Annotated in this window: 22 protein-coding genes; 15 read left to right on the plus strand and 7 right to left on the minus strand. The window is 40.5% G+C overall.

Annotated features, from left to right (window positions below; genetic code table 11):
- Positions 1-53: 53 nt before the first annotated feature.
- From O0V13_RS04725 to O0V13_RS04755, 7 genes are all read left to right on the plus strand, one after another.
- On the plus strand, positions 54-665 hold the full coding sequence (locus tag O0V13_RS04725; protein ID WP_268033837.1) for an SGNH/GDSL hydrolase family protein: 612 nt from the start codon (positions 54-56) through the stop codon (positions 663-665).
- A 16-nt stretch (positions 666-681) separates the two neighbouring features.
- Positions 682-1365, plus strand: a complete 684-nt coding sequence (locus O0V13_RS04730) for a DUF4377 domain-containing protein (RefSeq protein WP_268033838.1) — start codon at positions 682-684, stop codon at positions 1363-1365.
- Positions 1366-1492: 127 nt separating this feature from the next.
- Positions 1493-2104: a fumarylacetoacetate hydrolase family protein gene (locus O0V13_RS04735; protein ID WP_268033839.1), complete on the plus strand. Its 612-nt coding sequence runs from the start codon at positions 1493-1495 to the stop codon at positions 2102-2104.
- 28 nt (positions 2105-2132) lie between these two features.
- On the plus strand, positions 2133-3968 hold the full coding sequence (locus tag O0V13_RS04740) for a M23 family metallopeptidase (RefSeq protein WP_268033840.1): 1836 nt from the start codon (positions 2133-2135) through the stop codon (positions 3966-3968).
- A 26-nt stretch (positions 3969-3994) separates the two neighbouring features.
- Entirely contained in the window at positions 3995-4444 is a 450-nt protein-coding gene (gene bcp / locus O0V13_RS04745) for a thioredoxin-dependent thiol peroxidase (RefSeq protein ID WP_268033841.1), read from the plus strand.
- Positions 4445-4452: 8 nt separating this feature from the next.
- Positions 4453-5304, plus strand: coding sequence for a transketolase (locus O0V13_RS04750; protein ID WP_268033842.1), 852 nt, complete (start codon positions 4453-4455; stop codon positions 5302-5304).
- 23 nt (positions 5305-5327) lie between these two features.
- The gene (locus O0V13_RS04755; RefSeq protein ID WP_268033843.1) at positions 5328-6290 is read left to right on the plus strand and encodes a transketolase family protein; all 963 of its coding nucleotides are present in this window, start codon (positions 5328-5330) and stop codon (positions 6288-6290) included.
- A 52-nt stretch (positions 6291-6342) separates the two neighbouring features.
- Here the strand turns inward: O0V13_RS04755 and O0V13_RS04760 are convergent, their stop codons facing one another.
- Positions 6343-7467 carry a pentapeptide repeat-containing protein gene (locus O0V13_RS04760; protein WP_268033844.1) on the minus strand — a complete coding sequence of 375 codons (1125 nt, stop codon included), beginning with the start codon at positions 7465-7467 and terminating at the stop codon, positions 6343-6345.
- Between the two features lie 106 nt (positions 7468-7573).
- Here O0V13_RS04760 and O0V13_RS04765 point away from each other — a divergent pair, with 106 nt between their 5' ends.
- From O0V13_RS04765 to O0V13_RS04800, 8 genes are all read left to right on the plus strand, one after another.
- Positions 7574-8125 carry a GNAT family N-acetyltransferase gene (locus O0V13_RS04765; protein ID WP_268033845.1) on the plus strand — a complete coding sequence of 184 codons (552 nt, stop codon included), beginning with the start codon at positions 7574-7576 and terminating at the stop codon, positions 8123-8125.
- A gap of 22 nt (positions 8126-8147) precedes the next feature.
- Positions 8148-9686 carry a glycoside hydrolase family 99-like domain-containing protein gene (locus O0V13_RS04770; protein ID WP_268033846.1) on the plus strand — a complete coding sequence of 513 codons (1539 nt, stop codon included), beginning with the start codon at positions 8148-8150 and terminating at the stop codon, positions 9684-9686.
- A 79-nt stretch (positions 9687-9765) separates the two neighbouring features.
- Positions 9766-10206, plus strand: coding sequence for a hypothetical protein (locus O0V13_RS04775; protein WP_268033847.1), 441 nt, complete (start codon positions 9766-9768; stop codon positions 10204-10206).
- A gap of 100 nt (positions 10207-10306) precedes the next feature.
- Positions 10307-13534 (plus strand): S41 family peptidase, encoded by a 3228-nt coding sequence (locus O0V13_RS04780; RefSeq protein WP_268033848.1) that lies wholly within the window; start codon positions 10307-10309, stop codon positions 13532-13534.
- Between the two features lie 110 nt (positions 13535-13644).
- Positions 13645-14148: a hypothetical protein gene (locus O0V13_RS04785; protein ID WP_268033849.1), complete on the plus strand. Its 504-nt coding sequence runs from the start codon at positions 13645-13647 to the stop codon at positions 14146-14148.
- A gap of 17 nt (positions 14149-14165) precedes the next feature.
- Positions 14166-14558, plus strand: coding sequence for a hypothetical protein (locus O0V13_RS04790; RefSeq protein ID WP_268033850.1), 393 nt, complete (start codon positions 14166-14168; stop codon positions 14556-14558).
- The gene (locus O0V13_RS04795) at positions 14555-14944 is read left to right on the plus strand and encodes a hypothetical protein (RefSeq protein WP_073570558.1); all 390 of its coding nucleotides are present in this window, start codon (positions 14555-14557) and stop codon (positions 14942-14944) included. The genes O0V13_RS04790 and O0V13_RS04795 overlap by 4 nt, the downstream gene beginning before the upstream one ends.
- A 466-nt stretch (positions 14945-15410) precedes the next feature.
- Positions 15411-16790 carry a glycoside hydrolase family 30 protein gene (locus tag O0V13_RS04800; RefSeq protein WP_268033851.1) on the plus strand — a complete coding sequence of 460 codons (1380 nt, stop codon included), beginning with the start codon at positions 15411-15413 and terminating at the stop codon, positions 16788-16790.
- Between the two features lie 464 nt (positions 16791-17254).
- Here O0V13_RS04800 and O0V13_RS04805 read toward each other — a convergent pair whose 3' ends face one another.
- Genes O0V13_RS04805 through O0V13_RS04830 form a run of 6 tightly spaced genes read right to left on the minus strand, consistent with a single transcriptional unit; the run spans position 17255 to position 24651 of the window.
- The gene (locus O0V13_RS04805) at positions 17255-18862 is read right to left on the minus strand and encodes a hypothetical protein (protein WP_268033852.1); all 1608 of its coding nucleotides are present in this window, start codon (positions 18860-18862) and stop codon (positions 17255-17257) included.
- Positions 18856-21039, minus strand: coding sequence for a hypothetical protein (locus O0V13_RS04810; protein ID WP_268033853.1), 2184 nt, complete (start codon positions 21037-21039; stop codon positions 18856-18858). The genes O0V13_RS04805 and O0V13_RS04810 overlap by 7 nt, the downstream gene beginning before the upstream one ends.
- Complete coding sequence (locus tag O0V13_RS04815; RefSeq protein ID WP_268033854.1) at positions 21036-22175, minus strand: BatA domain-containing protein; 1140 nt, start codon at positions 22173-22175, stop codon at positions 21036-21038. The genes O0V13_RS04810 and O0V13_RS04815 overlap by 4 nt, the downstream gene beginning before the upstream one ends.
- Positions 22175-23041: a DUF58 domain-containing protein gene (locus O0V13_RS04820; protein ID WP_268033855.1), complete on the minus strand. Its 867-nt coding sequence runs from the start codon at positions 23039-23041 to the stop codon at positions 22175-22177. The genes O0V13_RS04815 and O0V13_RS04820 overlap by 1 nt, the downstream gene beginning before the upstream one ends.
- Complete coding sequence (locus O0V13_RS04825) at positions 23031-24023, minus strand: AAA family ATPase (RefSeq protein WP_268033856.1); 993 nt, start codon at positions 24021-24023, stop codon at positions 23031-23033. The genes O0V13_RS04820 and O0V13_RS04825 overlap by 11 nt, the downstream gene beginning before the upstream one ends.
- Positions 24024-24030: 7 nt before the next feature.
- Positions 24031-24651: a DUF4159 domain-containing protein gene (locus tag O0V13_RS04830; RefSeq protein WP_268033857.1), complete on the minus strand. Its 621-nt coding sequence runs from the start codon at positions 24649-24651 to the stop codon at positions 24031-24033.
- Between the last annotated feature and the right edge of the window lie 157 nt (positions 24652-24808).

A 24808-nucleotide genomic window follows, 5' to 3' on the forward strand; every position in this document is an offset into this window, starting at 1 on the left:
CCTTTTTGGCCTGTAATCCTAGCGGACCCAACAGTACCAACAATGACATAAATATGAATCAAGAATTCAAATCTTACCTAGCCCTTGGGGATAGCTATACGATTGGAGAAGGGGTTTCTGAAGAAAATAGATACCCCAATCTATTGGTTAAAATGCTCAATCAAAATGCTGAGATCCAATGGCGAGATCCTGAAATCATTGCCAAAACAGGTTGGACGGTAGACGAATTGGAGGCAGGTATCAAACAAGCAGCTCCAACTGGTGAGCCTTATGATTTGGTCACCCTATTGATCGGTGTCAATAATCAATATAGAGGCAGATCAGTTGAGGAATTTCGTGCCGAATTCGAGCAAATGTTACTCAGAGCCATCGGATTTGCAGGAAATCTTCCTGACCATGTCTTTGTCTTATCAATTCCTGATTGGGGTGTGACTCCTTTCGCAAAAGAAAAAGGAACTGATTCGGAGAAAGTTGCTAGAGAAATCGATTCATACAATCAAGTAAAACAAGAAATCTGCGAACAATATGGTATCAAATTCATTGATATTACCACGAATTACCGTTTGATTGGGGGAAGTCAAGATGCCGTTGTTGCTGATAACCTTCACCCAAGCGGAGCAATTTATAAGCAATGGGCACAAGCTTTGCACGAACTTCTTAAGTAAATTAAAATACATGCTTATGAAAAGTCTTATTGCAATCCTTTTTGTTGCCCTTTTGGGTATATTCTCGTGCGAACCTGTAGAGCAAGAGCAAACAGAAATCTGGTGGATCAATAGTGCCAAAGTAGAATGTGTTGGTGTAGGTCCGATGCAGTGTCTTCAAATCCAAAAAAACCAGGACATTGACCCAACTAAATGGCAAATGTTTTATGACAAAATCGAAGGTTTTGATTACCAGCCTGGGAATATTTATCAAATAGAGGTAAAAGTTGGTGACAAAGAAGAACCTATTCCAGCAGATGCATCATCGAAAACTTATAAACTCCTAAAAGTCATGTCTGAAGAACCAGACCCTAAGTTGAGATTAACCAATATCTGGAATTTGATCAAAGTGGGTGAATTTAATAACCCCACCCTGCCCAACAGCGAAGAACCATTGACCTTTGAGTTTAATGCGTCTGAAATGTCTTATTTAGGAAATACAGGATGTAATTCTGTCAGAGGTAAAATTGAAGAAAATGACGGTAGCAAGCTGAGGTTGGGACCCGGAGCAATGACCAAAAAAGCCTGCATGGATATGACTGTTGAAAATGCTGTCACCACAGCCTTGAATCAGGTCAGTTCTTATTCAGTAGCAGACAGAACCCTGATTTTGTTTGATTCTTCTGGAAGCATTCTGATGGAATTTCAGGCTGCAGATTAAGGAACAATCCTCTAGAAATTAGTGACCATAAATCAGAAAGCACCATTCTTCATAAAATGGTGCTTTCTATGTTTTCTGCCAATCAAAACCCTTATTTTTACCCAACAATTGCAATTCCCGTTTATCCATGAAAATAATCTGCATCGGCCGAAATTATGCGGCTCATATTGAAGAACTGAAAAACGAAACTCCGGGAAACCCGGTGGTATTTCTAAAACCAGATACGGCTTTATTGAAAAACGGAGCAGCGTTTTTCTATCCTGATTTTTCTAAAAATATCCACCATGAAGCAGAATTGGTTTTGAAAATCTCCAAGGAGGGAAAATACATTCAGAAGCAATTTGCTCATCGTTATTTCGAAGAAATTGGATTGGGAATTGACTTTACAGCGCGAGACCTTCAGGATCAATGCAAAGCCAAAGGACTTCCTTGGGAAATCGCAAAAGGGTTCAATGGCTCTGCACCTATTGGAGATTTTTTACCTGTTTCAGAGTTCAAGGATATGAAGGATATTGACTTTCACTTGACTATCAATGGTGAAACTCGTCAAAAAGGAAATACCAGCATGATGTTGTTTGATTTCGGAACTATCATTGAATATGTTTCTCAATTTTTCACGTTGAAAAAAGGTGATCTCATCTATACCGGAACGCCAGCTGGTGTTGGACCTGTAAAGATCGGAGATCATTTGGAAGGCTATATCGGAACCCAAAAAATGTTGGATTTTGAGGTTAAATAATTTATTTCTCTATTTCATTCTTTTCTTCTTGATTCTTTCACAAACTTCTTTTTCACAGGGAGTTATACAGAATCATTTTCGCTCTCCGGTAAAGCCAGGAGGAAGAAATTATCTATCCGGTAATTTCTCCGAACTTCGTCCCAATCACTTTCATACAGGTTTGGATTACAAGTTTGGAGGAGTCGAGGGAGAACCAATCTACGCCGCTGCTGATGGATGGATTCACCGGATCAAGATTTCTACCTATGGCTATGGAAATGTCATATATATGAAGCATCCGACGGGGCATATTACACTGTATGGACATTTGAGAAATTTCAATCCAAAGCTTCAAAAATACATCATCCAAAAGATGTACGAAGCCAAAGAGAATGATTTGGAAGTCTATCCAGAGCCCGGAGAAATCCAGATAAAAAAGGGAGAGCGAATTGCAGATGGAGGAAACTCAGGAAGCTCAGGAGGTCCACACCTTCACTTTGAAATCCGCGATAGCTTGGATAGAGCAATGGATCCATTGCTATTTGGATTCCCTGAAATCATAGACAAAACCCCACCTACTCCACAAAAAGTGGCTTTGGTACCTTTGGACATCACTTCAAGAATCAATGGGAAATACCAAAGAGAGGAATTTTCATTGAGTCCAATCACAGGTGGGTATAGGATTCCCGCTACTGTTGAAATTACCGGAAGAGTTGGAGTTGAATTTCAAGGCTTTGATCAATTGGATGGTGCCAGCAACAGGAATGGCTTCCCCACTTTTGAAATTTATGAGGAAGACAGTTTGAAGTATAGTTTGGTAGTGGATAAGGTAGATTTTAATATCTCTCGTCAATTCCTACTTCACACCCACAACAACCGATTCACCAAGCTATATTTTCAGCCCAATCTGAAATTTGATTACCTCCATCCTCAAACTTCCACTGCAGGACATTTGGAGTTGGAATCTGGTGTCAAAAAAGATTACCAACTGAGGCTTAAAGACGCATACGGTAACCTTCAAAGAATCAATTTCACATTGGTTGGGAAAGACCAGGATTTTACGGTGAATGATGGAGCAGCTCCTTCCAAAGCTCAAGTAGACTACATCGGGAATATTTTGAAAATCAAAGCTCCCATCACACCGATGGGTGGATTGGCCAAGTATTATGTAGGCACTCAAACTTTTGAAATGCTTCCAGCTTATCAGGATGCAAATTCCAGAACCTACCTATGGGACATGAGATTTGGAGTGCCTGATCAAATTGACATTTGCTCAGAAGTCATCCAAACTCCTTTGAAAGCGATCATTCCGGCAGGAGAAGAGAAATTATATGCTGAAAAAGGTGTTCAGATTCATTTTGAGGAAAACACTCTTCTGGACCATTTATTCCTAAGAATTGAAGAAAGTGGGACCGTGACCTCTCCCCGATTGACAATCAATGATCCATCTGAATACCTTTGGAATTCAATGGAAGTCTTATGGTATGCCAACCCCGGGAATTTGAACAAATCCAGAGCCCATGTCTATCAGGTAAATAGTCGTGGAAGTAAGTCATTTGTAGGTGGAACATGGGAAGATGGAGCAATCCGCTTCAAAACCAGAAATTTTGGTACTTTTATGCTCGCCGAGGACGAAAAAGCTCCTTCGATTACACCGATTCGAGTTAATAACTCTGAGATCAGATTTACCATCAAAGATGATTTATCAGGCATTCAAAGTTTTGAAGCCATGGTAAACGGTGAGTGGGTTTTGATGAGATATGAGCATAAAAAAGCTCAAATCTGGTCTGAAAAATTAGAAGAAAAAGCTTTTCGGGGTCCGGTTCTACTTCGGGTAAAGGACTCCGCAGGCAATGTAGCTGAATGGAAAGGTACTATCAGTTAATTATTCACATTCAAAATTATTGATTTATGTCACTAGAAGTTGGTCAAAAAGCACCTGAATTTGAAGCAAAAATTGAAACTGGAGAAACTATCAAGTTATCCGATTACAAAGGCAAAAAGGTAGTTCTTTATTTCTATCCAAAAGACAATACTCCAGGCTGTACTGCAGAGGCTTGTAATCTAAGAGATAACTATGACACATTGCTAAAAGCAGGATATGTAGTTTTGGGAATTAGCTCAGATTCTGAAAAATCTCATCAAAAATTTATTGAAAAACAATCTCTTCCCTTTTCTTTGATATCCGATCCTGATTTGACAGTTCATAACCTGTACGGTACATGGGTCGAAAAACAGATGTATGGAAGAAAATACATGGGAACTGCCCGTACCACTTTCATCATCGACGAAAATGGAATGATCGAGGAGATCATCGAAAAAGTAAAAACTAAAGAGCACACTGCTCAAATTCTTAAATAATCTCCGTAATGGAAAAACAATCAGTAGAACAACTCCAAAAGGTCTGTACCCAACTCAGAAGGGATGTTTTGAGAATGGTACATGCTGTACAATCCGGTCACCCGGGAGCCCCATTGGGCTGTGCAGAATTTTTTGTCGCTCTGTATTTTGATCAGATGACACATAATCCAGATTTCCAGATGGACGGAAAAGGTGAAGATCTTTTCTTCCTATCCAATGGCCACCTTTCTGCAGGTTGGTATTCAGTATTGGCTAGAAGTGGATATTTCCCAGTTGAAGAATTAGTGACATTTAGAAAGTTGAATTCAAGATTGCAAGGACATCCAGCAACTCATGAGCACCTTCCGGGAATCAGAATTGCTTCAGGATCTTTGGGTCAGGGACTTTCTGTGGCTTTGGGTGTTGCTCAAGCTAAAAAACTCAACAATGACGATAAACTTGTTTATGTATTGATGGGTGATGGTGAATTGCAGGAAGGTCAAGTGTGGGAAGCGGCCATGTATGGGGCTCATTATGGAGTTGACAATATCATAGCTACTGTAGATTACAATGGTCAGCAAATTGACGGTCCTACTGAGAAAGTAATGGATTTGAAAAACTTGAAAGCCAAGTGGGAAGCATTTGGTTGGGAAGTGATCGAAACCAAAAAAGGAAATGATATGCAATCCGTAATCGAAGGATTGGAAAAAGCAAAATCATTAACGGGTAAAGGAAAGCCAGTTTTGAACCTCCTTTATACCGAAATGGGCTATGGAGTTGACTTCATGGTAGGCACTCACAAATGGCATGGTTCTCCTCCAAATGACGAGCAACTTGCTGATGCTTTGAGCCAACTACCAGAAACCCTTGGCGACTATTAATCCAACCTTCCAATCGACTTATCATGGACTTAGATTTAAAATATAATTACACAGAAAAAAAAGATACCCGTTCTGGATTCGGAGACGGATTTTTGGAAGCAGGTCGCAAAAACCCCAATGTAGTTGGGCTTTGTGCTGATTTGATTGGTTCCCTAAAAATGGGAGCATTCCAAAAGGAATTCCCTGAGAGATTTTTCCAAACAGGGATTTCCGAAGCTAATATGATCGGACTTTCTGCAGGATTGACAATTGGTGATAAAATTCCTTTCGCTGGAACTTTTGCCAATTTTGCGACAGGTCGTGTTTACGATCAAATCCGTCAATCTGTAGCCTATTCCAACAAAAACGTAAAAATTTGTGCTTCTCACGCAGGTTTGACTTTGGGAGAAGATGGTGCTACTCACCAGATCTTAGAAGACTTGGGGATGATGAAAATGCTTCCTCACATGACTGTAATCAACCCTTGTGATTACAACCAAACCAAAGCAGCTACTTTGGCTATCGCTGAATACGAAGGACCGGTTTATTTGAGATTTGGCCGTCCTAGCTGGCCGATCTTTACTCCTGCTGACCAGAAGTTTGAGATTGGAAAAGCCTGGAAAATGATCGATGGTACTGATGTAACCATTTTTGCTACCGGACATTTGGTTTGGGAAGCAGTGGTTGCTGAAGCGATCTTAAGAAAAGAAGGAATCTCAGCTGAGGTAATCAATATCCACACCATCAAACCTTTGGACGAAGAAGCTATTTTGGATTCTGTAGCAAAAACTGGTTGCGCAGTCTCTGCTGAAGAGCATCAAATCAATGGTGGTTTGGGTGATTCAGTAGCTCAGACATTGATTCGTCACAATCCAGCTCCTTTGGAATATGTAGGTGTAAATGACAGCTTCGGTGAGTCAGGAACTCCAACCGAATTGCTTGAAAAATACGGCCTGAATGCTGCAAATATCGTGGCTGCTGCTAAAAAAGCATTGGCAAGAAAATAAGATTGAATATTTACAATCATTGAAACCGCAAGCTTTCAAGTTTGCGGTTTTTTTATTTCCCATCCCTACTGATTCTTCCCTCATCCAACTTTTCATCTGCATTGGCATTTTGCTTCGAAAGCTCTTCCAAATACTTTTCTGCTTTGCCAATAACTTTATCTAATTGTCCGGGAAGATCTGAATGTTCCAAATAGGTGAAATATTGAACATTCTTTCTAGAAATAATATCCTTGAACATGGCATAGACGGAATCATGTTTATCATCATGGATCCAGGCTATGATCGGCGTATTGTAATTGGAAGATATCCTTCCCAATTCTGCAGGAACCGATCCCCCTTCCAAATTGGCAAAAACATACCTACTCAATCCAGCCATGGTAGTGACGTTTTCAATCAGATTTGTTTCAGCGTTTGGAACGAAATCAAAAATGATGGGAACAAAGCCTCTTTCTCTCAACAATTCCCCAACCAACCTCAACAAGTCCAATCCACCTTCACGAAATTTCCCCAAAAGCAAAACAGTCTTTTCATTCAGCTTTTTAAGTGATTTTCCAAATCCGTCTTCTTGGTTGATGAAGTAAAAAAACTGCGCTAATGCTAAATCATCTACATAAATTACCTCATGGTGAGGACCTAGCATACTTCGGGAAAAGTTATCCCGATGGAGAAAAAGCTCCTGTTGTACCGTTCTATCAGTGATATGTAAATCCCATGCAGAAACCCCATAAACATTGCATCCCTCTATCCTGGCCCCATCAAAATTGGCGCCGATGAAAGTCGAATTATTCAAAGCACAATCCACTAATTGAGCACCAGAAAAATCAGTGTAAGCACAATAGGCTTTCCTCATCATACATCCAGTGAAATTGGCACCTGGAAAACCGGCTCGACTCATATCCACTTCATACAAATAGCAATTGGAAAAATCAGCTCCTGGGAAAATTGCAGATTCAAAAGAGGAATTATGAAAATCAGTATTGCTGAAATTATAGGGATGTTCTGACCCCGATGAAGCGATTGCTCCTTTGGTCTGAATCGAGGTTTTATCTTTTCTCGCGAATTCAGGATAAACTGAAATCTCACTTAAGTCAGGATGAATTAGTGGATTCTCTTTTCTCCATTGATTCCAAACTTCTGGACCTTGATGAAAAATCTCTAAATGTTTAGGATGTGCCATTTTCTGACATTTAAATTGAAAAATTCGATGAATTCAAGGTAATAATTTAACTTTTTAGAATGGGATAAACTATTTTCCCGATTCAATCCGAGTATCACCCTTTCTTATGAAAATAGAATTATCTCCTCAAATCAACATCCTCCCTATTCAAGCCGGGGATGCAGATTTCCTGATCGATTTGATGTGTAAAGTTTATAAGGACTCTTATCACGATTTCTGGATTGATGGCGGAGATTGGTATACCCAAATGATTTATAACACTTCAAACATTCATAAAGAATTGAAGCGCGTTCGATCCCATTACTTTTTTGTTGAAGTTGAAGGTGAAAAAGTCGGGATTCTAAAATATGATTTCCCTTTCTCACCAAGAGAAACCGAGATCCCAAACGCCATGAAACTGCATCGACTTTACCTAAGCCCAAAAGTCCATGGCAAGGGAATTGCAGTTGTTTTGATGAAGCACATTGAAACAGTGGCTTCTGAAAATGATTTGGATTGGATTTGGCTGGAAGCAATGGATGCCAAGCCACAAGCGAAAAGGTTTTATGAGAAAAATGACTATCAAATAGCCCATACCTATGTTTTGGACTTTGAACACCTAAAACCAGAATATCGTGAAATCCACATCATGAAGAAAAAAGTCCCCAAAAGGATTTAAATTCAAAAAGACCAACATGACTATGAAGCATCTTTTACCTCTCTCTGTTTTTATTTTTAACCTAACATCTTGCCAGCCTGTTCATACCTCAAATCAAGCAGCATCTTTTTTCCCAGAATCCTTAAACCCTTCAACTGCCATTTCTGAAGAGGATGAATTAGTGGGTGTTTACTACATGCCATCTTGGGATACAGATCCTGACCCAAATGTGGATCGGGATAGCTTTTGGTCCTGTATTCAAGATCCTGAAAACTGCGCTAGTTTGAAAAACACGGGCATTTGGGGTCCAAAAGGAAGAGTCTATAATAAAAGATATCCGTACGAGGGGCCTTATTTGGATAGAAAGCCCGTCAAGGAATTGAAAGGTTTTTACAATAGAACTGATCCTGAAGTCATCAAAAAGCAGTTGCAGCTGATGAAGTCGTATGGCATTGATTTTTTTGCCTATGACTGGTTTTACGGAAGGAATTATTACTATCATCTTTACTTCGGTCCGCAATCCAAAATCTTTTATCCTGAGGGATGGAAAATCGATCCCAATCGTGATGGCCGCGTTGCTGTTCCGGGATTGGAAGAATGGAATGAGCAGCTTCAGGTCATGCTGGATGTGAATGCCAAGCTCCCTGCCGATCAGCAAATGAAGTGGGCGATCAATTGGTGTGATGATAGTCATGAAAGATGGATGGCCTGGCTAAAGATCGGTTCTCCGGATGAAATGGCGAGAAAGGCTAATTATGATGGAGAAAAACCTGACAAAGCATTGTACCTGAAAGTTCATGAGAAAATCACTCGTCAATGGACTGATAAATATTTCAAAAGAAAAGACTATCTCAAGGGAAAAGACGGGAGGCCTATCGTGTATTTCTATTTTCCTCAAGATGCTGAATCAAGGGCTGCCTATTATGGTTTGGAATTAAAAGACCTGCTTGATCTTTCCCAGAAAATCGCCAAAGAACAGGGCTTCCCGGGAATCAAATTCATAGCAGTGACGGCAGGCCCGATGCTTGAACGTGAAAGAGCATATGGATTGCCGACTGTTTGGAAAGCCAATAACCCCAATCGTCCTTGGGAAGGTGGCGTTTATCAGAAGAAATTATTGCTACAGGAATATGTCCCAAGACTCAAATCCATGGGTTTTGAAGGGATGACTGCCTATGTTTACCATAACTTCATGGAGAAAGACAACCGCTCTTATGCCGACATGAGAGAGACATACAAAGGTCATTGGAACAAATGGAGTGAGGAATTCAAATCCGACCCAAAATTTGAATACCAAGTTCCTGTAGCGATGGGATGGGATATGAGACCTGCTGGAGGCACCTGGCCACAACCTTCAGGCTTTCCTTCCGAACCCTATAAAGACAAAGTCCATAGCGATAAAAAATCTTTCACAGCGATGCTAAGAGACGCAATGGAAGTTTCGCAGAAATACCGAAACTCAAATGGCAATACTGTGATGATCTGTTGCTGGAATGAATATTTGGAAGGGAATTATATCGAGCCCACACAAGGTCATGGATATGACTATTTGGAAGTGATCAAGGAGGTTTACGGAAATTGATAAAACTAAGTCAGGGACTTGACCTTTATCATGTTTTAATACAGGGAATAAAAGTAGGTTTGAAAAAACCATCAACCCAATGAATAACCTTCTACGCCTTGGAAGATTTTCCCTCTTCGTAATCTATTTCTGGTTCGGATTTCTCAAAGTATTGGGCATCTCCCCTGCCGAACCGCTTGTTCACAACCTCTTTGATCAACTCCTGGTTGGGTTTATCCCATTTGAGCAGTTTAGTTCACTATTTGGACTTCTGGAATGCTTGATTGGAATCGTCTGGCTTTTTCCCAGACTAACCCGAATAGCAATTGCTGCCTTGTTAGCCCATATGGTTGCCACTTTTCTACCCGTCTTTTTCCTTCCCAATGATACCTGGCAGACATGGTTTACCCCTACTCTTGTCGGCCAATATATCATCAAAAATTTTGCTTTGATATCCTTGGGATTGATCATTTTCAAGTTAGATCCAGGATTTGTTTTAGAGGAAAAAAAAGAAAACTCAAAACAGTTGGTCAACAGCTAATCAACCCTCCTATTCTTTTCATTTTTAGCAGATTAAGTGACCATTGGCTAGTTCCAATGGTCACTTCTTTTTATTTTTAGAAAAACCACTTAACCCAAATATGAAAAAACTACTTCTTTCTCTTTTAGGATTGGGAATTTCAACTTTGAACTATGGTCAAGGGACCCAATTATTAAGACAGCCCACTTTAAGCCAAACAGAAATCGTCTTTGTCTATGCGGATGATTTATGGAAAGTTTCCAAAAATGGAGGCACAGCGACTCGACTTACCTCAAATGAAGGTGAAGAAAGTTTTCCGCATTTTTCCCCAGATGGCAAATGGATAGCATTCACAGGTGAATACGACGGGAACACCGATGTATACCTAATTGCAAGTGATGGAAGTGAACCCAAACGATTGACTTGGCATCCTGGAAATGATCAAGTCACGGGATGGTCACCTGATGGAAAAAAAGTAATATTCTCCTCAGGCAGAGAAAGTCATCCTACTCAAGAATCCAAATTTTTTGAGGTATCTGTTGAAGGAGGAATGCCAAATGCCTTAGCAATTCCAAGAGCTGTCAATGGTGAAATTTCGCCAGACGGAAGCAAAATCGCCTATCAACAAATCGCATTTTGGGACCCCGAATGGAGAAATCATCGAGGAGGACAGGCAAAACCGATCTGGGTGGTTGACCTCAAAAATTACAATTTGACCATGAGCCCCCAACTGGATGGAGAAAGGCAAACTGATCCAGTTTGGTTGGGAGATAAGGTTTATTACATTTCTGAAAGAGATTATTTAGCCAACCTCTGGTCTTTTGATCCAGCAACTGGCGTTGAAAAACAAGAGACTTTTCTTACTGATTTTGACATCAAAAATATCGATGCCGGTCCAGATGCCATTATTATCGAACAAGGTGGATTTCTACATATATTCAATCCCGCTGATCAAAGTTTAAAGCAGGTACCAATAGAAGTGAAGGGCGACTTTTTTTGGGCAAGGGAAAGATGGGTGGATGTATCTGCCAATCAACTTTTAAATGCTCAACTATCTCCGACAGGACAAAGAGCAATTTTCGAATTTAGAGGAGAAATCATCACTGTTCCCAAAGAAAATGGGGCAGGAAGAAACATCACCAACTCGTCGGCTTCCGCAGAAAGAGCCCCTATTTGGTCTCCGGATGGAAATCATATCGCCTATTTTTCAGATGCTTCTGGTGAATATCAATTAATGATCTCCGATCAGACAGGTTCCAAAATTGAAAAGACTATTTCAATTCCTGATCCTAGTTTTTTTTTCAAACCGGAATGGTCACCAAATGGCAAATACATCAGTTTCACAGATACCGACTATAATATCTGGATAGTAGAATTTGAATCGGGTTCAGCCAAGATCGTGGAAACAGATAGGTTTGCTCATCCAGACAGAACCATGAATCCTGTTTGGTCTCCAGATGGAAATTGGATAGCCTATTCGAAATTGATGGACAATCAGTTCAAATCAATTTTTGTCTTCAATGCCGAGACAGGTAAGAAAATTCAAATTACCGATGAAATGGCTGATGCTATCACTCCTGTCTGGGATGAAAGTGGAAAGTATTTGTATTACTTGGCAAGTACAGATTACGGTTTAAGTTCTGGTTGGTTAGACATGAGTAGCTATGATCATCCAATCAATAGATCACTTTATTTGACTGTGCTCAATCCAAAGGATTCCTCCCCTCTTTTGCCAAAAAGTGATGAAGAAAAAGAAGAAGAGAAGGATTCTTCGAAAGATGAGGATGTAGAGACCATCATCGATGAAGCCGGAATTATGGAAAGGATTGTTGCCATAGATCTGCCTGCAAGAAATTATACAGGTTTGGCTTCTGCTCCGAAAGGGTCAGTTTTTTATATGGAAAGCATCCCTAATGAAGGAACGGTTCTTAAAAAATATGATCTTGCAAAAAGAAAGTCCGATGATTTCCTTCCAAAAGTAAATCAGGTAATCGTCTCCAAAGACCGTAAATCCTTACTCTATCAAAGTGGAAGTACATGGGGAATTGTGGAAACTTCCGGAGCAGGCAAAAAACCGGGAGATGGAAGTCTAAAAGCTCTATCATCCATGAAAATCAAAGTTAATCCACAGGAAGAATGGCAACAGATCTATCGGGAAGGCTGGAGATATCAACGTGACTTTTTGTATGTCGACAATGTCCATGGAGCTCCTTGGGATGAAATTTACCAATGGTATAAACCTTGGGTAAGCTCAGTTCGCCATCGAAGTGACATGAATTACATCATTGATATCATTGGTGGAGAAGTAGCTGTGGGACACTCTTACACAAGAGGTGGAGACTTTCCTGATGTCAAACGAATTCCGATTGGGCTCTTGGGTGTTGATTTTGAGTTGGACAAGGGGAATTATAAAATCAAAAAAATCTATAATGGTGAGAGTTGGAACCCAGGTTTATCAGCTCCTTTGGCCCAGCCAGGCAATTCTGCAAAAGTCGGAGAATACATTGTTGCAATCAATGGAAAAGAAATCCAACCTGGCACCAATATTTACTCTTATCTCGAAGGTACTGCTAATCAATACACTCAAATTCATGTGAATACCAAACCCGGTATCGAGGGAGCCAGATTGATTGGTACCGTTCCTGTTTCGAATGAAAATCAACTCCGCATGATGGATTGGGTGGAAGGAAATAGAAGAAAGGTAGATGAACTTTCAGAAGGAAAAATTGCCTATGTCTACCTTCCTAATACTGGAGGTCCAGGTTACACCTTTTTCAACCGGTACTATTTTTCGCAGCAAGACAAAAAAGGCGCAGTGATCGATGAACGTAACAACGGTGGTGGCTCAGCAGCTGATTATATGGTAGACATCATGGCTAGAAAACTCCAAGGATATTTTAACTCAAGAGCAAATGACCATCGACCATTTACGACACCTATTGCAGGAATTTGGGGTCCCAAAGTCATGCTAATCAATGGAAGGGCCGGTTCAGGAGGAGACCTTCTACCTTATCTTTTCCATCAAATGGAAATAGGTCCTTTGGTCGGAGTGAAAACTTGGGGAGGTTTAGTGGGTACATGGGATACTCCTCCTTTCATTGATGGTGGACGGATGGTGGCTCCTCGAGGAGGATTTTATGATCTCAATGGTGAATGGGCAGTCGAAGGAGTTGGTATATCACCTGATATCCCTGTTGAACAAACACCAAAAGATGTCATAGCTGGCAAAGATCCCCAATTGGAAAGAGCAGTAAAAGAGGCCCTGGACAGATTAGCCACAGAAGGTATAGAACTGAAGCCAGAACCAGCTCCTCCTATCCGTTATTTCAGACCTAAAAAGGGAAATTAACCTATATCGAAATGCTACTCCCTTTCCATCTTAACCCAATATTAACCTCAATTAATTAGGATTAAAATCCCAAAATCATAAACTTAAAGTCTAATTTAATTTTAAGTACTATGATTGATCAGTTATTGAAAATGGCGGAGGGGCCACTAAAGGATGTTTTGGCAAATTCTGGAATGAGCGAAGGCCCAGGAACGGCAAATGCCATTAAAGAAACCTTGAGTTCGATTTTACAGAGCAAAGCCCAAAATGGTGACATGGCTGCGATCAAAGAAATGTTCTCTGGTAGTGAAACCCATAATGACAGTCCGGTTGTCCAGAATCTAGCAGGTGATTTGACAGGCGGTTTAATGGATAAATTAGGTATATCCAAAGAACAAGCTATCGGTCTAGCAATGACAGCTTTGCCTTTGATAATGAATTATTTCAACAAAAAAGTAGATAGCGCTCCGGGAGCAAACAATGATATCATGAACTCAGTTGCCGATGCACTTCAAGCTGGCGGCGGTTCAGGAGCAGCAGATATTTTGGGAAGCCTTTTGGGAGGTAACTCTGGAGGTAAAGGCGGAATGGACCTTGGAGGCCTAATGGATTTAGGTAAAGGGTTATTTAAATAAACTTAAAAACAATTGTTATGAAACGGATTTATGCTTTTCTCCTTGCGGCCTTTGTGGTAGCAAGTTTTTCTATTCAAGCTTCGGCACAAAAGATATCTCTCCCCTCTCCTGACTTCAAAAAAGACATGTTGGGGGCATTTTCTCCGGGAAATGACATGGACATTGACAATTCGAAAAAAGATGAACTGAAAGCTTCCAATGAGAAATTTCTGGATGATGTGCTCAAGATTGCAGGAGGTTCAGGGTCTGATGAAGAAAAGAAAAGCTCACTCTTAAGCTTAGGTAAAAAGCAATCAAGTACCTTCTCAAAAATCTTGGGTGAAGACAAAGCCAAACAGTATAAGAAAAGCATCAAAAAGAAAATCCGACCATTTAAAACCAAGTATAAACTAGCCACTCTTATTTTATGAGACACTTAAAAATCGTAGCCTTTTTAGGCTTATTTGTTCTCCTTGCAAACACTTCTTTTGCGCAAGGTCTGAAGGTTCCAAAGATGGATCTTTCCAGCCAGGTATTAGGTATTTTGAATAATACCAGCGGATTGGGACTGAGCGATGATCAGGAAAGTAAACTGAAAGTTGATAATGAGAGCTTTGTAGACCAGTTGATGAAAATCTCCAACAGCACTGCTTCTGACGATGACAAAAAAGCAAGCTTCTTAGGATTGAAAAATACCAGAACCAAGTTCCTAACCAGCTTATTGGGAAATGAATTATTCCAAAAATACTCCGGTCAAATCTTAAAGAGTATCAATCCTCTCAAATCCAAATTGGGACTGGCCGCACTGGCCTTCTAGTGAAAAAGATAAATCAATAAGAAAGCCTCTGTAGAAATGTGCAGGGGCTTTTTGATTTGAGATCTGAGATTTGAAAATTGAGATTTTGGGTAAAGCATCATTCCCATTCAATTTCCTTCTGAATCTCATTTCCTATTTGCCATGAATGGGCAAAACTTGAATAGGCCCGGGTTTTAACCCGGGTTTATTAATAGAAAAACCGCCTTCTCCCTCGGCCCTCCGAATATCTTTTGTAGAAGTCACTCCATGCCGAGGAGGTATCGATAAATAAATATTACCACAGAGAATGCAGAGGATTTAAAGGTTTGAGATTTCTGTATTTAGAATTCAACATTGCGAACGGTTCCTTTTCAATCTATCCATGAAATTAGAAATTCCATCAGACAGGGACTAAAGGAAGATAAAAAAGCCTGTTTTTTTCACTAGCTTTCATTCTGATAATCCCCAATCACTCATCTATTCTCCCATGAAAAAGATTTACCTCTTTCTTCTCCTACCCTATCTGGCCTGTACCACAGAAAAACCAAACATCGAATTCTGGTTGACTGATCCGGAAGCAGGAATCCTTTTTCAGAAACAAGAGATAGAATTTACTGATTCTTCCCCCATTGAAATCCTAATTGATCCAGAAACCACCTATCAAAGCATGGATGGTTTTGGTTTTACCCTTTCTCAAGGAAGTGCCCGGCATCTACTGGGGATGAGTGATTCAGCCAGGTCCAGCATATTGAAAGAGTTATTTTCAGATGAGGATAATGCTATTAGAATATCCTATTTAAGACTTTCTGTTGCTGCTTCAGACCTGAATGAATTTCCTTTCTCCTATGATGATTTGAAGGATTCTTTAGCCATAGACCCCAATTTGGAGCATTTCAACTTAAGCTATGATACGCTTGATGTCATACCTGTCCTGAAAGAGATTCTTTCCATCAATCCTGACATCCAACTTATGGCCTCTCCTTGGTCGCCTCCCTCTTGGATGAAGGACAATAAGGATACTAGAGGGGGATCACTTCTGGAAGATTATGAACCTGTGTATGCAGACTATCTGGTAAAATACATACAGGAAATGGAAAAGCTTGGAATCGTGATCGATGCATTAACTATCCAAAATGAACCACTTCATCCTGGCAACAATCCTTCTCTTTTAATGCTTCCTGAGCAACAAGCACGGTTTATAGGAATGGACTTGGGACCAGCATTTCAAAATGCGGGAATCACTACCAAAATCATTGTCTACGACCACAATGCGGATAGACCAGATTATCCAATTACGGTATTGAAAGATTCCCTTGCTTATCCTTTTATTGATGGATCAGCTTTTCATCTCTATGGAGGGGAAATCGAAGCATTATCTGAAGTTCATCAAGCTTTTCCTGATAAGAACATTTACTTCACCGAACAGTGGGTTGGCGCACCAGGCAACCTTCCTGGAGATCTTTCTTGGCATGTGAAAAACTTGGTCATAGGAGGAAGTAGAAACTGGGCTAAAACCGTCTTGGAATGGAATCTCAGTTCCAATCCTGCTTTAACTCCTCATACTGATCGAGGAGGCTGTGATCGTTGTTTGGGAGCAATTACCATTGATGGGGATGTGGTAACAAGAAATCCCGCCTACTATATCATCGCCCAAGCCAGCAAGTTTGTCGATCCGGGATCTGTGAGAATGGATAGTTCGGAACCTGAAGGCCTGGCAAATGTAGCTTTTGAAAGACCAGATGGTAAAACAGTGCTAATTGTCCTTAATGAATCCTCCGCACAAAAGTCTTTCACAATCAAAGAGGGAGATCAAAGCTTTTCGCTTAGTTTGAATTCTGGAGCAGTGGGGACATTTGTGTTGGAATAATAGGGTGATTTTACCACAGAGACCACGGAGGAATTAGAGATTTGAAATTTGAGATTTGGGCTAAAGCCCTTTTACACACTCTTTCATTTACAGAATGGGCTAAAGCACCATTCCTATTCAAGCCTCAAAACAAATCTAGCCCTAGCAGGGCTTTTTGATATTAACCCGGAGTGAAACTTGGGGACTAATAACCAGATTCTCCTCCCTCGGCCCAGCGAATAACTTTTGTACAAGTAATTGATTGCCGAGGAGGTATCGAAGATCCAAATTGAACCTCCGACAAATTGGAATTGCAAATTCCGGAAAGCAAAGAAAATTAGCAATAAATAGCCTTAGACTCCGCTCAGGCTGACAAAGGCGGGTCAAATGCCTTCAATTTCATAAAATTATCGGTACGCTCAGGCTAACAAAAAATCGTCCTTACGCATTGAACCAATATCAAATCTTAAATTTCGAATTTCAAATCAACTCACTTTCGGTTCCAACCACATTCCTCCTAAAAACAATAACATCCCCACCAGTCCGATCCAAGGAGATAAAGGCTTTTTGATTTGTTGAGAAGAACCGACTTGATTTGGATTGCTTTCTTGGATCTGATGAACTCGGTTAGTAACATGCATCAAAGGCAGTTCAGAGGGTCCATAGCTATAGAATGAAAAACCCCGGTCACCTTCTATCCAGCCAGATTCGGATGTCTGAAACTCTCCCTCCGCTAAATATGGGTTAATTGCACTCTTCCTGAGATGGACTGTATCCATTCCTCCCAGCAAATAGCTTGGCAAGCTATCCTGATCCGTCAATCGGATTCCTTGATTAACTCCAAGCAATACAGGAGCTCCTAGCTGAATGGAATTGGATTCATCAGGCTCCAATTTTCCTAAAAGCTCTGACCAGATTTGCTCATATTCCGACTCATTCCCCTCCAGCATCAAAGGAAAGCTTTCCTGAATCAAACTGATTGCAACTTTCACTCCCTCTATTTCCTGAATCGCAATTGATCTCTCCTGGATTAATTCCTGACCAGACATTTCCTTCCATTGGAAAGGCAAAGCTTCTACTCCTGAACTTAATTGTCTTGAAATCTCGGAACTGATTTTATCTACCTGAAAACCTGTTCCAAACAGTTTATTTACTTGAGAGGCCACAGAAGCCGGATCTGACACATTCAAAACTACCAGCGAACCTTTTCCCTCTTTCACCCAATCCTGAATGGCTTTTTTACTGAGTTGGCCTGGATCAACCAATTGGATTTCCAAAGAATCAGAATCCGGACCACTTTGTAAAAAGGTTTGCCTAGAAAGCTGAATTTGTTCTGTCACGGTTTCTCCTTTTCCTCTCAACCAATTACTCAGGGTTCGAATTTCCGCTCCTGGGAATCCAACCTGAAAATGATATTTCTTAGGCTGTGAGGCTTGAGTAAAAAAGCGGATCTGAGCGAGTGTATCTAGATCCAGAATCAGCGGAAGGGAGATTTTTCCAACTCCAGCAGGAAGGAATTCAACAGCTCCGGAATTCCAGCCTTTTTCCAAAAGTAAAGTATCCGAAATACTTCCCACGCGAAGAATAGATTCCTCTTGGGGAGAATAAACGGAATAGTTCAGTCTTTGGATTTCTCCTTTACGAATGGCTCCTTTCCAATGGATAGACTTGATTTGAGTTTTATTTTGGGGAATAATCCATTCAAAATCCAAATCCTTGAATTGATACAAGTGATCCAATTCGAAGTCATTACCCAACAAATAGACTTTTTCAGTTCCTTTCTGGTATTGATCCAATCTTCTGTTTTTTTGGATGGCTAGGCTGTCTTTCCAGAAATTCAATTGATCACGATCTACTGAGTCGGAATAGACTAAAACAGCATCATCTCCTGCCTCTTTCTGTCGATTTGGTGCCAAAACAATCCAGGAAAGACTCAACCAAAAGCCCAGAAACAATAAGCCTTTGACTAGTAGTCTTGAGCTCGAGACTCCTTTTTTCCAATAGAAATACAAAGGAAACAAACCAGCAATCAACAGGATCAAGAGAACCAAAATGGCAATTGGCCATGAAACAATTGGGTCCAACTCTACCATGATTGACTATTTTTCTGGAATGCCTTTTTTAATTCCTGATTGGAGAGGTATGAAGTGCCGACAGACTTATAATTTTTGGCAAACGGGTATAACTTTTCTTTCAGGATATTCCTGCCTTTTTCATTCAATTTTCCAGCTTCCAATTCCTGTAGATGCAAGAGTAAATCCCAATCCTGCAATCCGCTGTTTTGCATTCGCTCAGTCCATAATTTGCCAAGTTCCTGAACCTTTGATTTTTCCTCAGAGTTCAAGCCATTTTGTACCAAATATCCTAAAACCAAAGAAGCCAAAGGCTCTATTCGTTCTTCCAATTCAGCCATTTCTTTCTGAATCCCAAACTCCAATTCTTCAAGATCTCCCGTCAATCTCTTCTCTTCTTCTTTGATTGGAGGAGGATCATAACCGGTTTTTTTAATATACACTCTGGACTTTTGCTGTACGGTTTTCAAAAATTCCAATGCTTTGTATTGATATGAAAGGGATTCCTCGGGTTCAAACAATCTCAAATGCAATTCTGCCTGCCACATTTGCTCCAATGCAGACTTCAACGCTCCTCTTGTACTTTGCTCGAAATAGGTATTCATTTCCTCCGAATCATGGGCATGCATATAATCACTCAATAGGCTTTCGATTCCACCTCCTTGGGATTCTTCAGTTTCTTCATGGGCATGTTTTTCCTCATGAACTTCAGCTGGCTTGAAATCTGGATCATGTTCCCCTTCCTGATCATGTAAATGCATGTAGCTGCTAAGCAAATCTCCCTCTTCTCCTTCCATACTTGCTCCTCCTGCATCCGATTCAAACTCCTCACCCATGTATTGCCCGTATCGCAGACGCAAAAGCTTTTGATCATACCCGATCTCATTGGAGGTATAATTGAATTCTTGCTCTGCTTTAGTTTTTCGCTCAGAAATTAGTTTTTCCGTATCAATAATAATCTGTCTTTGGCTTCTGAAATATTCCGGCAAAACATTGATCGCCATTCCTTCCATAGCTGCATCCGAATCATCCGATTCATCAAAATACTTGATAAAAAACGTGTCAGTTCTGGATGAATTAGGTTCGGGAGATTTGTTATCGTTTGCTGACCAATAATAATACAGTTCATCCCCTGGCTGAAACTCTAATTGGGAAACGTCTAAGATAAAATTGCTCTGCTTGGATTGAAAGGCCCTGGTTTCAACAGGAAAACGCATTTCCCGAAACTTCACATTTTCTCCTTTTCCTCGGGCCATGGTAGCTACCAAAACAACTTCGGTCACTTGAAAATCATCAGAGATTTGTGCTCCCAAATTGAGTTTGGGATTATTTCCTGGGAAAAAGAATTTATAGGTTTCTTTTTCGGTAGGGATGATTTGAGGGCTTTTATCCTCAATGGCTTCTATGGAATAAAAATCCGATTCAAACACGGGACTTTCACCTGAGAAAGACTGAATGGAATAAATTCCGGAACTCACCAGATTCTCTTGTAGTAAATAGCGTCCATCCCTTTTGGAAAATGGAAGTTTTTCACCCAATGAATTGACGATAAACACTTCCGCATTATCAGAATTTTTAAATCCCAGGTCCCAGGTAATTTGAGAACCCTTCAAGGCTTTGATGTCCAAAGATTCTTGGGATTTCAAGGAGATTCCCGTGTAGGCAGGAGATTGGATTTTGACCGAACTAGCACTTAAAAGAACTTCTTTTTCAGCAATCGAATCAGATGAAACAGAAATAATATTTTCAATATATGGCTCTTTGTTTTCGGAGCTGAAATCTGTCTTGCCAATCAGATAAATTAATATTGTAATCAAAATCAAGGCGATCCCATAAGGCAAAAGTCCTCTTTGAAAAACGAAAATTCGATTGGGAATTTGTTTGGAAATCCTCTCCAATTGCAATCGCTCGACCAAGCTTGGATTCTCTTTTTCCAATAGCTCAAGGCTAAACTCCAAATTTCCGGATTGCTGATGAATTGCCTGTAACGCTTCCTTTTTATGTCTTTTGAAAGCCCCCAAATAAAATCCAAAAAGGATCGCTATTGGTGCAATAAATAGAGCCCTCAGCCAAGTATTGTCCGGAAGAATCAAATTCATCACAAGTGAAGTCATGACTCCTACAAGGATCGCTTTGATCCATATATTGAACCAAATCTGCCATTCTACCGAAGCGATATGTTTTTGCAGGCTTTTCACAGGTTCTTTTGATAAGCTAAATAGCGCTCAGAAATAAACACGAGAATTAAAAGGATCAAAATGATCTCTGTGCTTTTTGCTTCCTTGGCTTTTCCAAAATCAGGAATTTTCTGAAACTTCCCTGCCCATTGGCTTTGGGTAATTACTGATGGATTTTCGATAGAAGTTTTTGCCAAAATCCTTTCCAAAATCATCTCCGGAAGGATGCCTTTTTCCACAAGTTCGTCGAAAGAAAGCCCAGAAACTCCTGAAATCAATTGTTGGCTACCCTTCCAATTTTCCTCTAGACTTGTTGATAAAACCCAGGATGAAGATTGATTTTCCATGGAGTTTGAAAAAATCAAATTTGCTTGATCCAAATTCGACTCTTCATAAGCCAATCGATAAACTTCCTCGATGGCATTCAATGCAGCAAGAATGGATTCCTTGTCTTCCTCTACACTCTTAGAAAAATAAACTTTCAAGGGACTTTCAAGTACGATTTGAGAATTTCCTTTTTGCTCCTGGATTTGCAAAACTCCATCTTGACCTAAGGTCAAATATCCAGCAGAATCTAATTTAATCGACTTAGACCCCCCAATTAAATACTGGTTTTCAGACAAATGTATAATCGGTTCTTGAGGAAGCCACAAGGATTCTTCTGGAAATTGGTTGGACACTGAAGGAAGATAAAGATGAATTGAATCCATTTCCTCTGACAACTCATCCAAATAGCTTTGAAGGTTCTCTAACTCGAATTCAGGAGAGTTTCCTTCAAGTTCTGGAAGACCATCTGCCAACCAAAACACCTCTTCTCCTCTCGCACTCGCCTGCTCCAATTCAAACCTGAATTCTGATTCCAAGTCTTGACCTTGAATCACTAAATGAACGATTTCACTACCCATTACTTGTTTTTTACCTTCCCACCAAATCCCTGCAACTAGCATTACCAATAAAACCCAAAGGAATATTCTTAGGAGCAAAAGCCACCATTGCTGAATTTGTAGGGATCTATTGGATTGGGATTCTTTTGGATTCAACCAAGCTGAGGCAGCCCATGCAATCACCTTTCCTTTTCGACCATTCCAAAGATGTATCAGGATCGGAACTCCAATCCCCAGCAAAGCCCAAAGGAATTTTGACTGCACCCACTCCATCAGGAAAGCTGTTTACGGTTTAAAATAGATCGAAGAACCTCAGTCAAAGGCTCTTTCATGGATACCCGCAGCAAGTGAACTTTCGGTAGCTCCAGCTTTTCTTCCAACTGATTCAGATAGGCTTGAAAGTTCTTTCGAAAGGTTTCCTGAACAGATTTTCCATCCTGAACCAGTTCCTGACCGGATTCCAAATCTCGAAAAATGAAGTTTCCATTCAATTGAAAGTTCAATTCCTGCTCACCCAACACTTGAACCAAAACCAATTCTTTTCTCGGATGGCGGAATTGCTGAACCAGGTATTCCCACTCATTTTCTTTTTGCAAAAAGTCAGAAACCCAGATAATCAATTCCCGATTCCTTCCCTGGACCATTCCCTCAGGTATGTATTCCAAAGGCCAATCCCCGGATGCTTTTTCATCTTCTAGGTAATATAGAATTCGTTGGAAGCTTTTGGGAGTTGGGGATACTTTTTGGTTGATTTTCCCCTCTGATAGGGTATAATAACTCATGGAATCTCCCTGCAAATAGCCAATATAAGCCAATGAAGCCAATAGGTTTTTGGCATAATCGAGTCGGGTAAATCCACCCTCCTCATAATTCATGGAACCAGAAAGGTCCAGCATCATTCTAATATGCAGATTGCTTTCTGTGGTAGATTCTTTTACCATGTATTTTCCAGATCGAGAGAAATACTTCCAATCGATCCGCTTGAGATCATCACCGGGCTGATAATGCCTGTATTGCTCAAACTCACTCCCAACACCAATCCGGATACCCGAATGGATGCCTTGTCTCATTTGCTCAGAAACCAAGCGAGCCGACAAGCGAAGATCTTTGAGTTTGATGATCTCTAGATTACTTGGCATGGACCGGTACGAGTTCTAGGATTTTGGAAATGATGTAATCGGTATCCAATTGCTCCGCTTCTGCTCGGAAATGCAAGGAAATACGGTGTCTCAATACAGGGTAGATCAAGGTCTGAATATCCTCAGGAATGACCGAATACCTTCCTTTGATAATAGCCCTTGCTTTTGCACACAAAACCAAGGCCTGTCCAGCTCTTGTCCCTGCCCCCCATTCCACATAGGTTTTTACCTCAGGAATAGTCGTATTTTCCAATCTCGTAGCACGAATTAATCGGGTGATATAATTCAATAGCCCGGAGTCCAAATGGACCTCTCTGGTCAGTTGCTGCAGCTGCTGAACCTCCTCACCTGAAAGAATTTTCTCAGGTGTTGCTTTATAAGTTCCTGTAGTCTTTTCCAACACTTCCAATTCCTCCTGTTCGGATGGGTACCCCAGTTTGATATACAATAGGAAACGGTCCAATTGAGCTTCAGGAAGCGGATATGTACCACTTTGCTCGATTGGGTTTTGGGTTGCAATGATTAAAAATGGGCTGGGAAGTTTGTAGTTTTTACCTCCATAGGTCACCAACTTCTCCTGCATGGCTTCCAAAAGCGCTGCTTGGGTTTTTGGAGGAGTTCTATTGATCTCATCTGCCAAAACCATATTTGCGAAAATAGGTCCATGATTAAATTGAAAAAATTTCTTTCCGGTGCTGTGATCCTCTTCCAGAATCTCGGTGCCCAAAATATCTCCAGGCATCAAGTCCGGTGTAAATTGAATCCTTTTGAAACTCAATTCCATCACCTCTGAAATGGTTTTCACCATCAAAGTTTTTGCAAGGCCAGGAACACCTTCTAATAAACAATGTCCTCCCGCCAACAAGGTAATAATCACCTGATCCAGGACTTCCTCCTGTCCGACAATGACTTTGGCAATTTCTTTTTTCAGCAATGGAATCTTATCCACTAGTTGCTGATATTGAGTTAGTTCTGTTTCCAAGGTTGGTCTAGGTTAAGGCATATACAATGATATTCACTCCAAATCGAGTGTTATCAATTTTATTGAATCGTTTGTTTCGAAAATCATAATCCCACTCACAGCCATAGTCTTTATTGCTGTAAAGGACTCCTATTCTCCCATTGATCTCGATGGCTTTGAGATAATCATGAACTAGGTCATCTCCCCAACCATTCAATTCAAAGGAGGTTGCTGGTGGACCATCTTCAAAATCAAAAAAGCATCTGTATAAGTAATGGTCATTGGGGATTTTTTTCAATGAACCTTCCCCAAAGGTTCTTGTCATTTCTTCTTCAAATGACTTGGCAAACAGCCCATCAATATCATGGTTACAGTCATCTACAAATACAAATCCTCCCTGTTCCACATAGGTTTTGAAAACCTTTCTTTCTTCTTGTGAAAACTCCACCAATTTATGTCCACTGAGGTAGCAAAATGGACTTTTGTAAATCTCCTCACTACTCAGCTCAATCACTCGCTCCTTTTCATCCACCGGAATGGTGGTATATTCCACCAAGCTATGAAGCAAATTGGATGGCATACGCTGATCAGTGTCCCAGTTTCCTGAGTTGTACTTGATTCGGGTGAAAAAGAAGTTGGTAGCTTTCATAATGGGGATCTGTCACCCTGAGTGAAGTGGAAGGGTCATCGACTCCGCTCGGACTGACACGATATATAATCTCAATTTTAATCAACGAATCCACAGACCAGAATTGACCAAATCCCTAAATGATTAAGAATCTGTCGACCATGGTCTGTGGACGGTT

The sequence above is a fragment of the Algoriphagus sp. PAP.12 genome (genome assembly GCF_026652115.1).
Classification (GTDB): Bacteria; Bacteroidota; Bacteroidia; order Cytophagales; family Cyclobacteriaceae; genus Algoriphagus.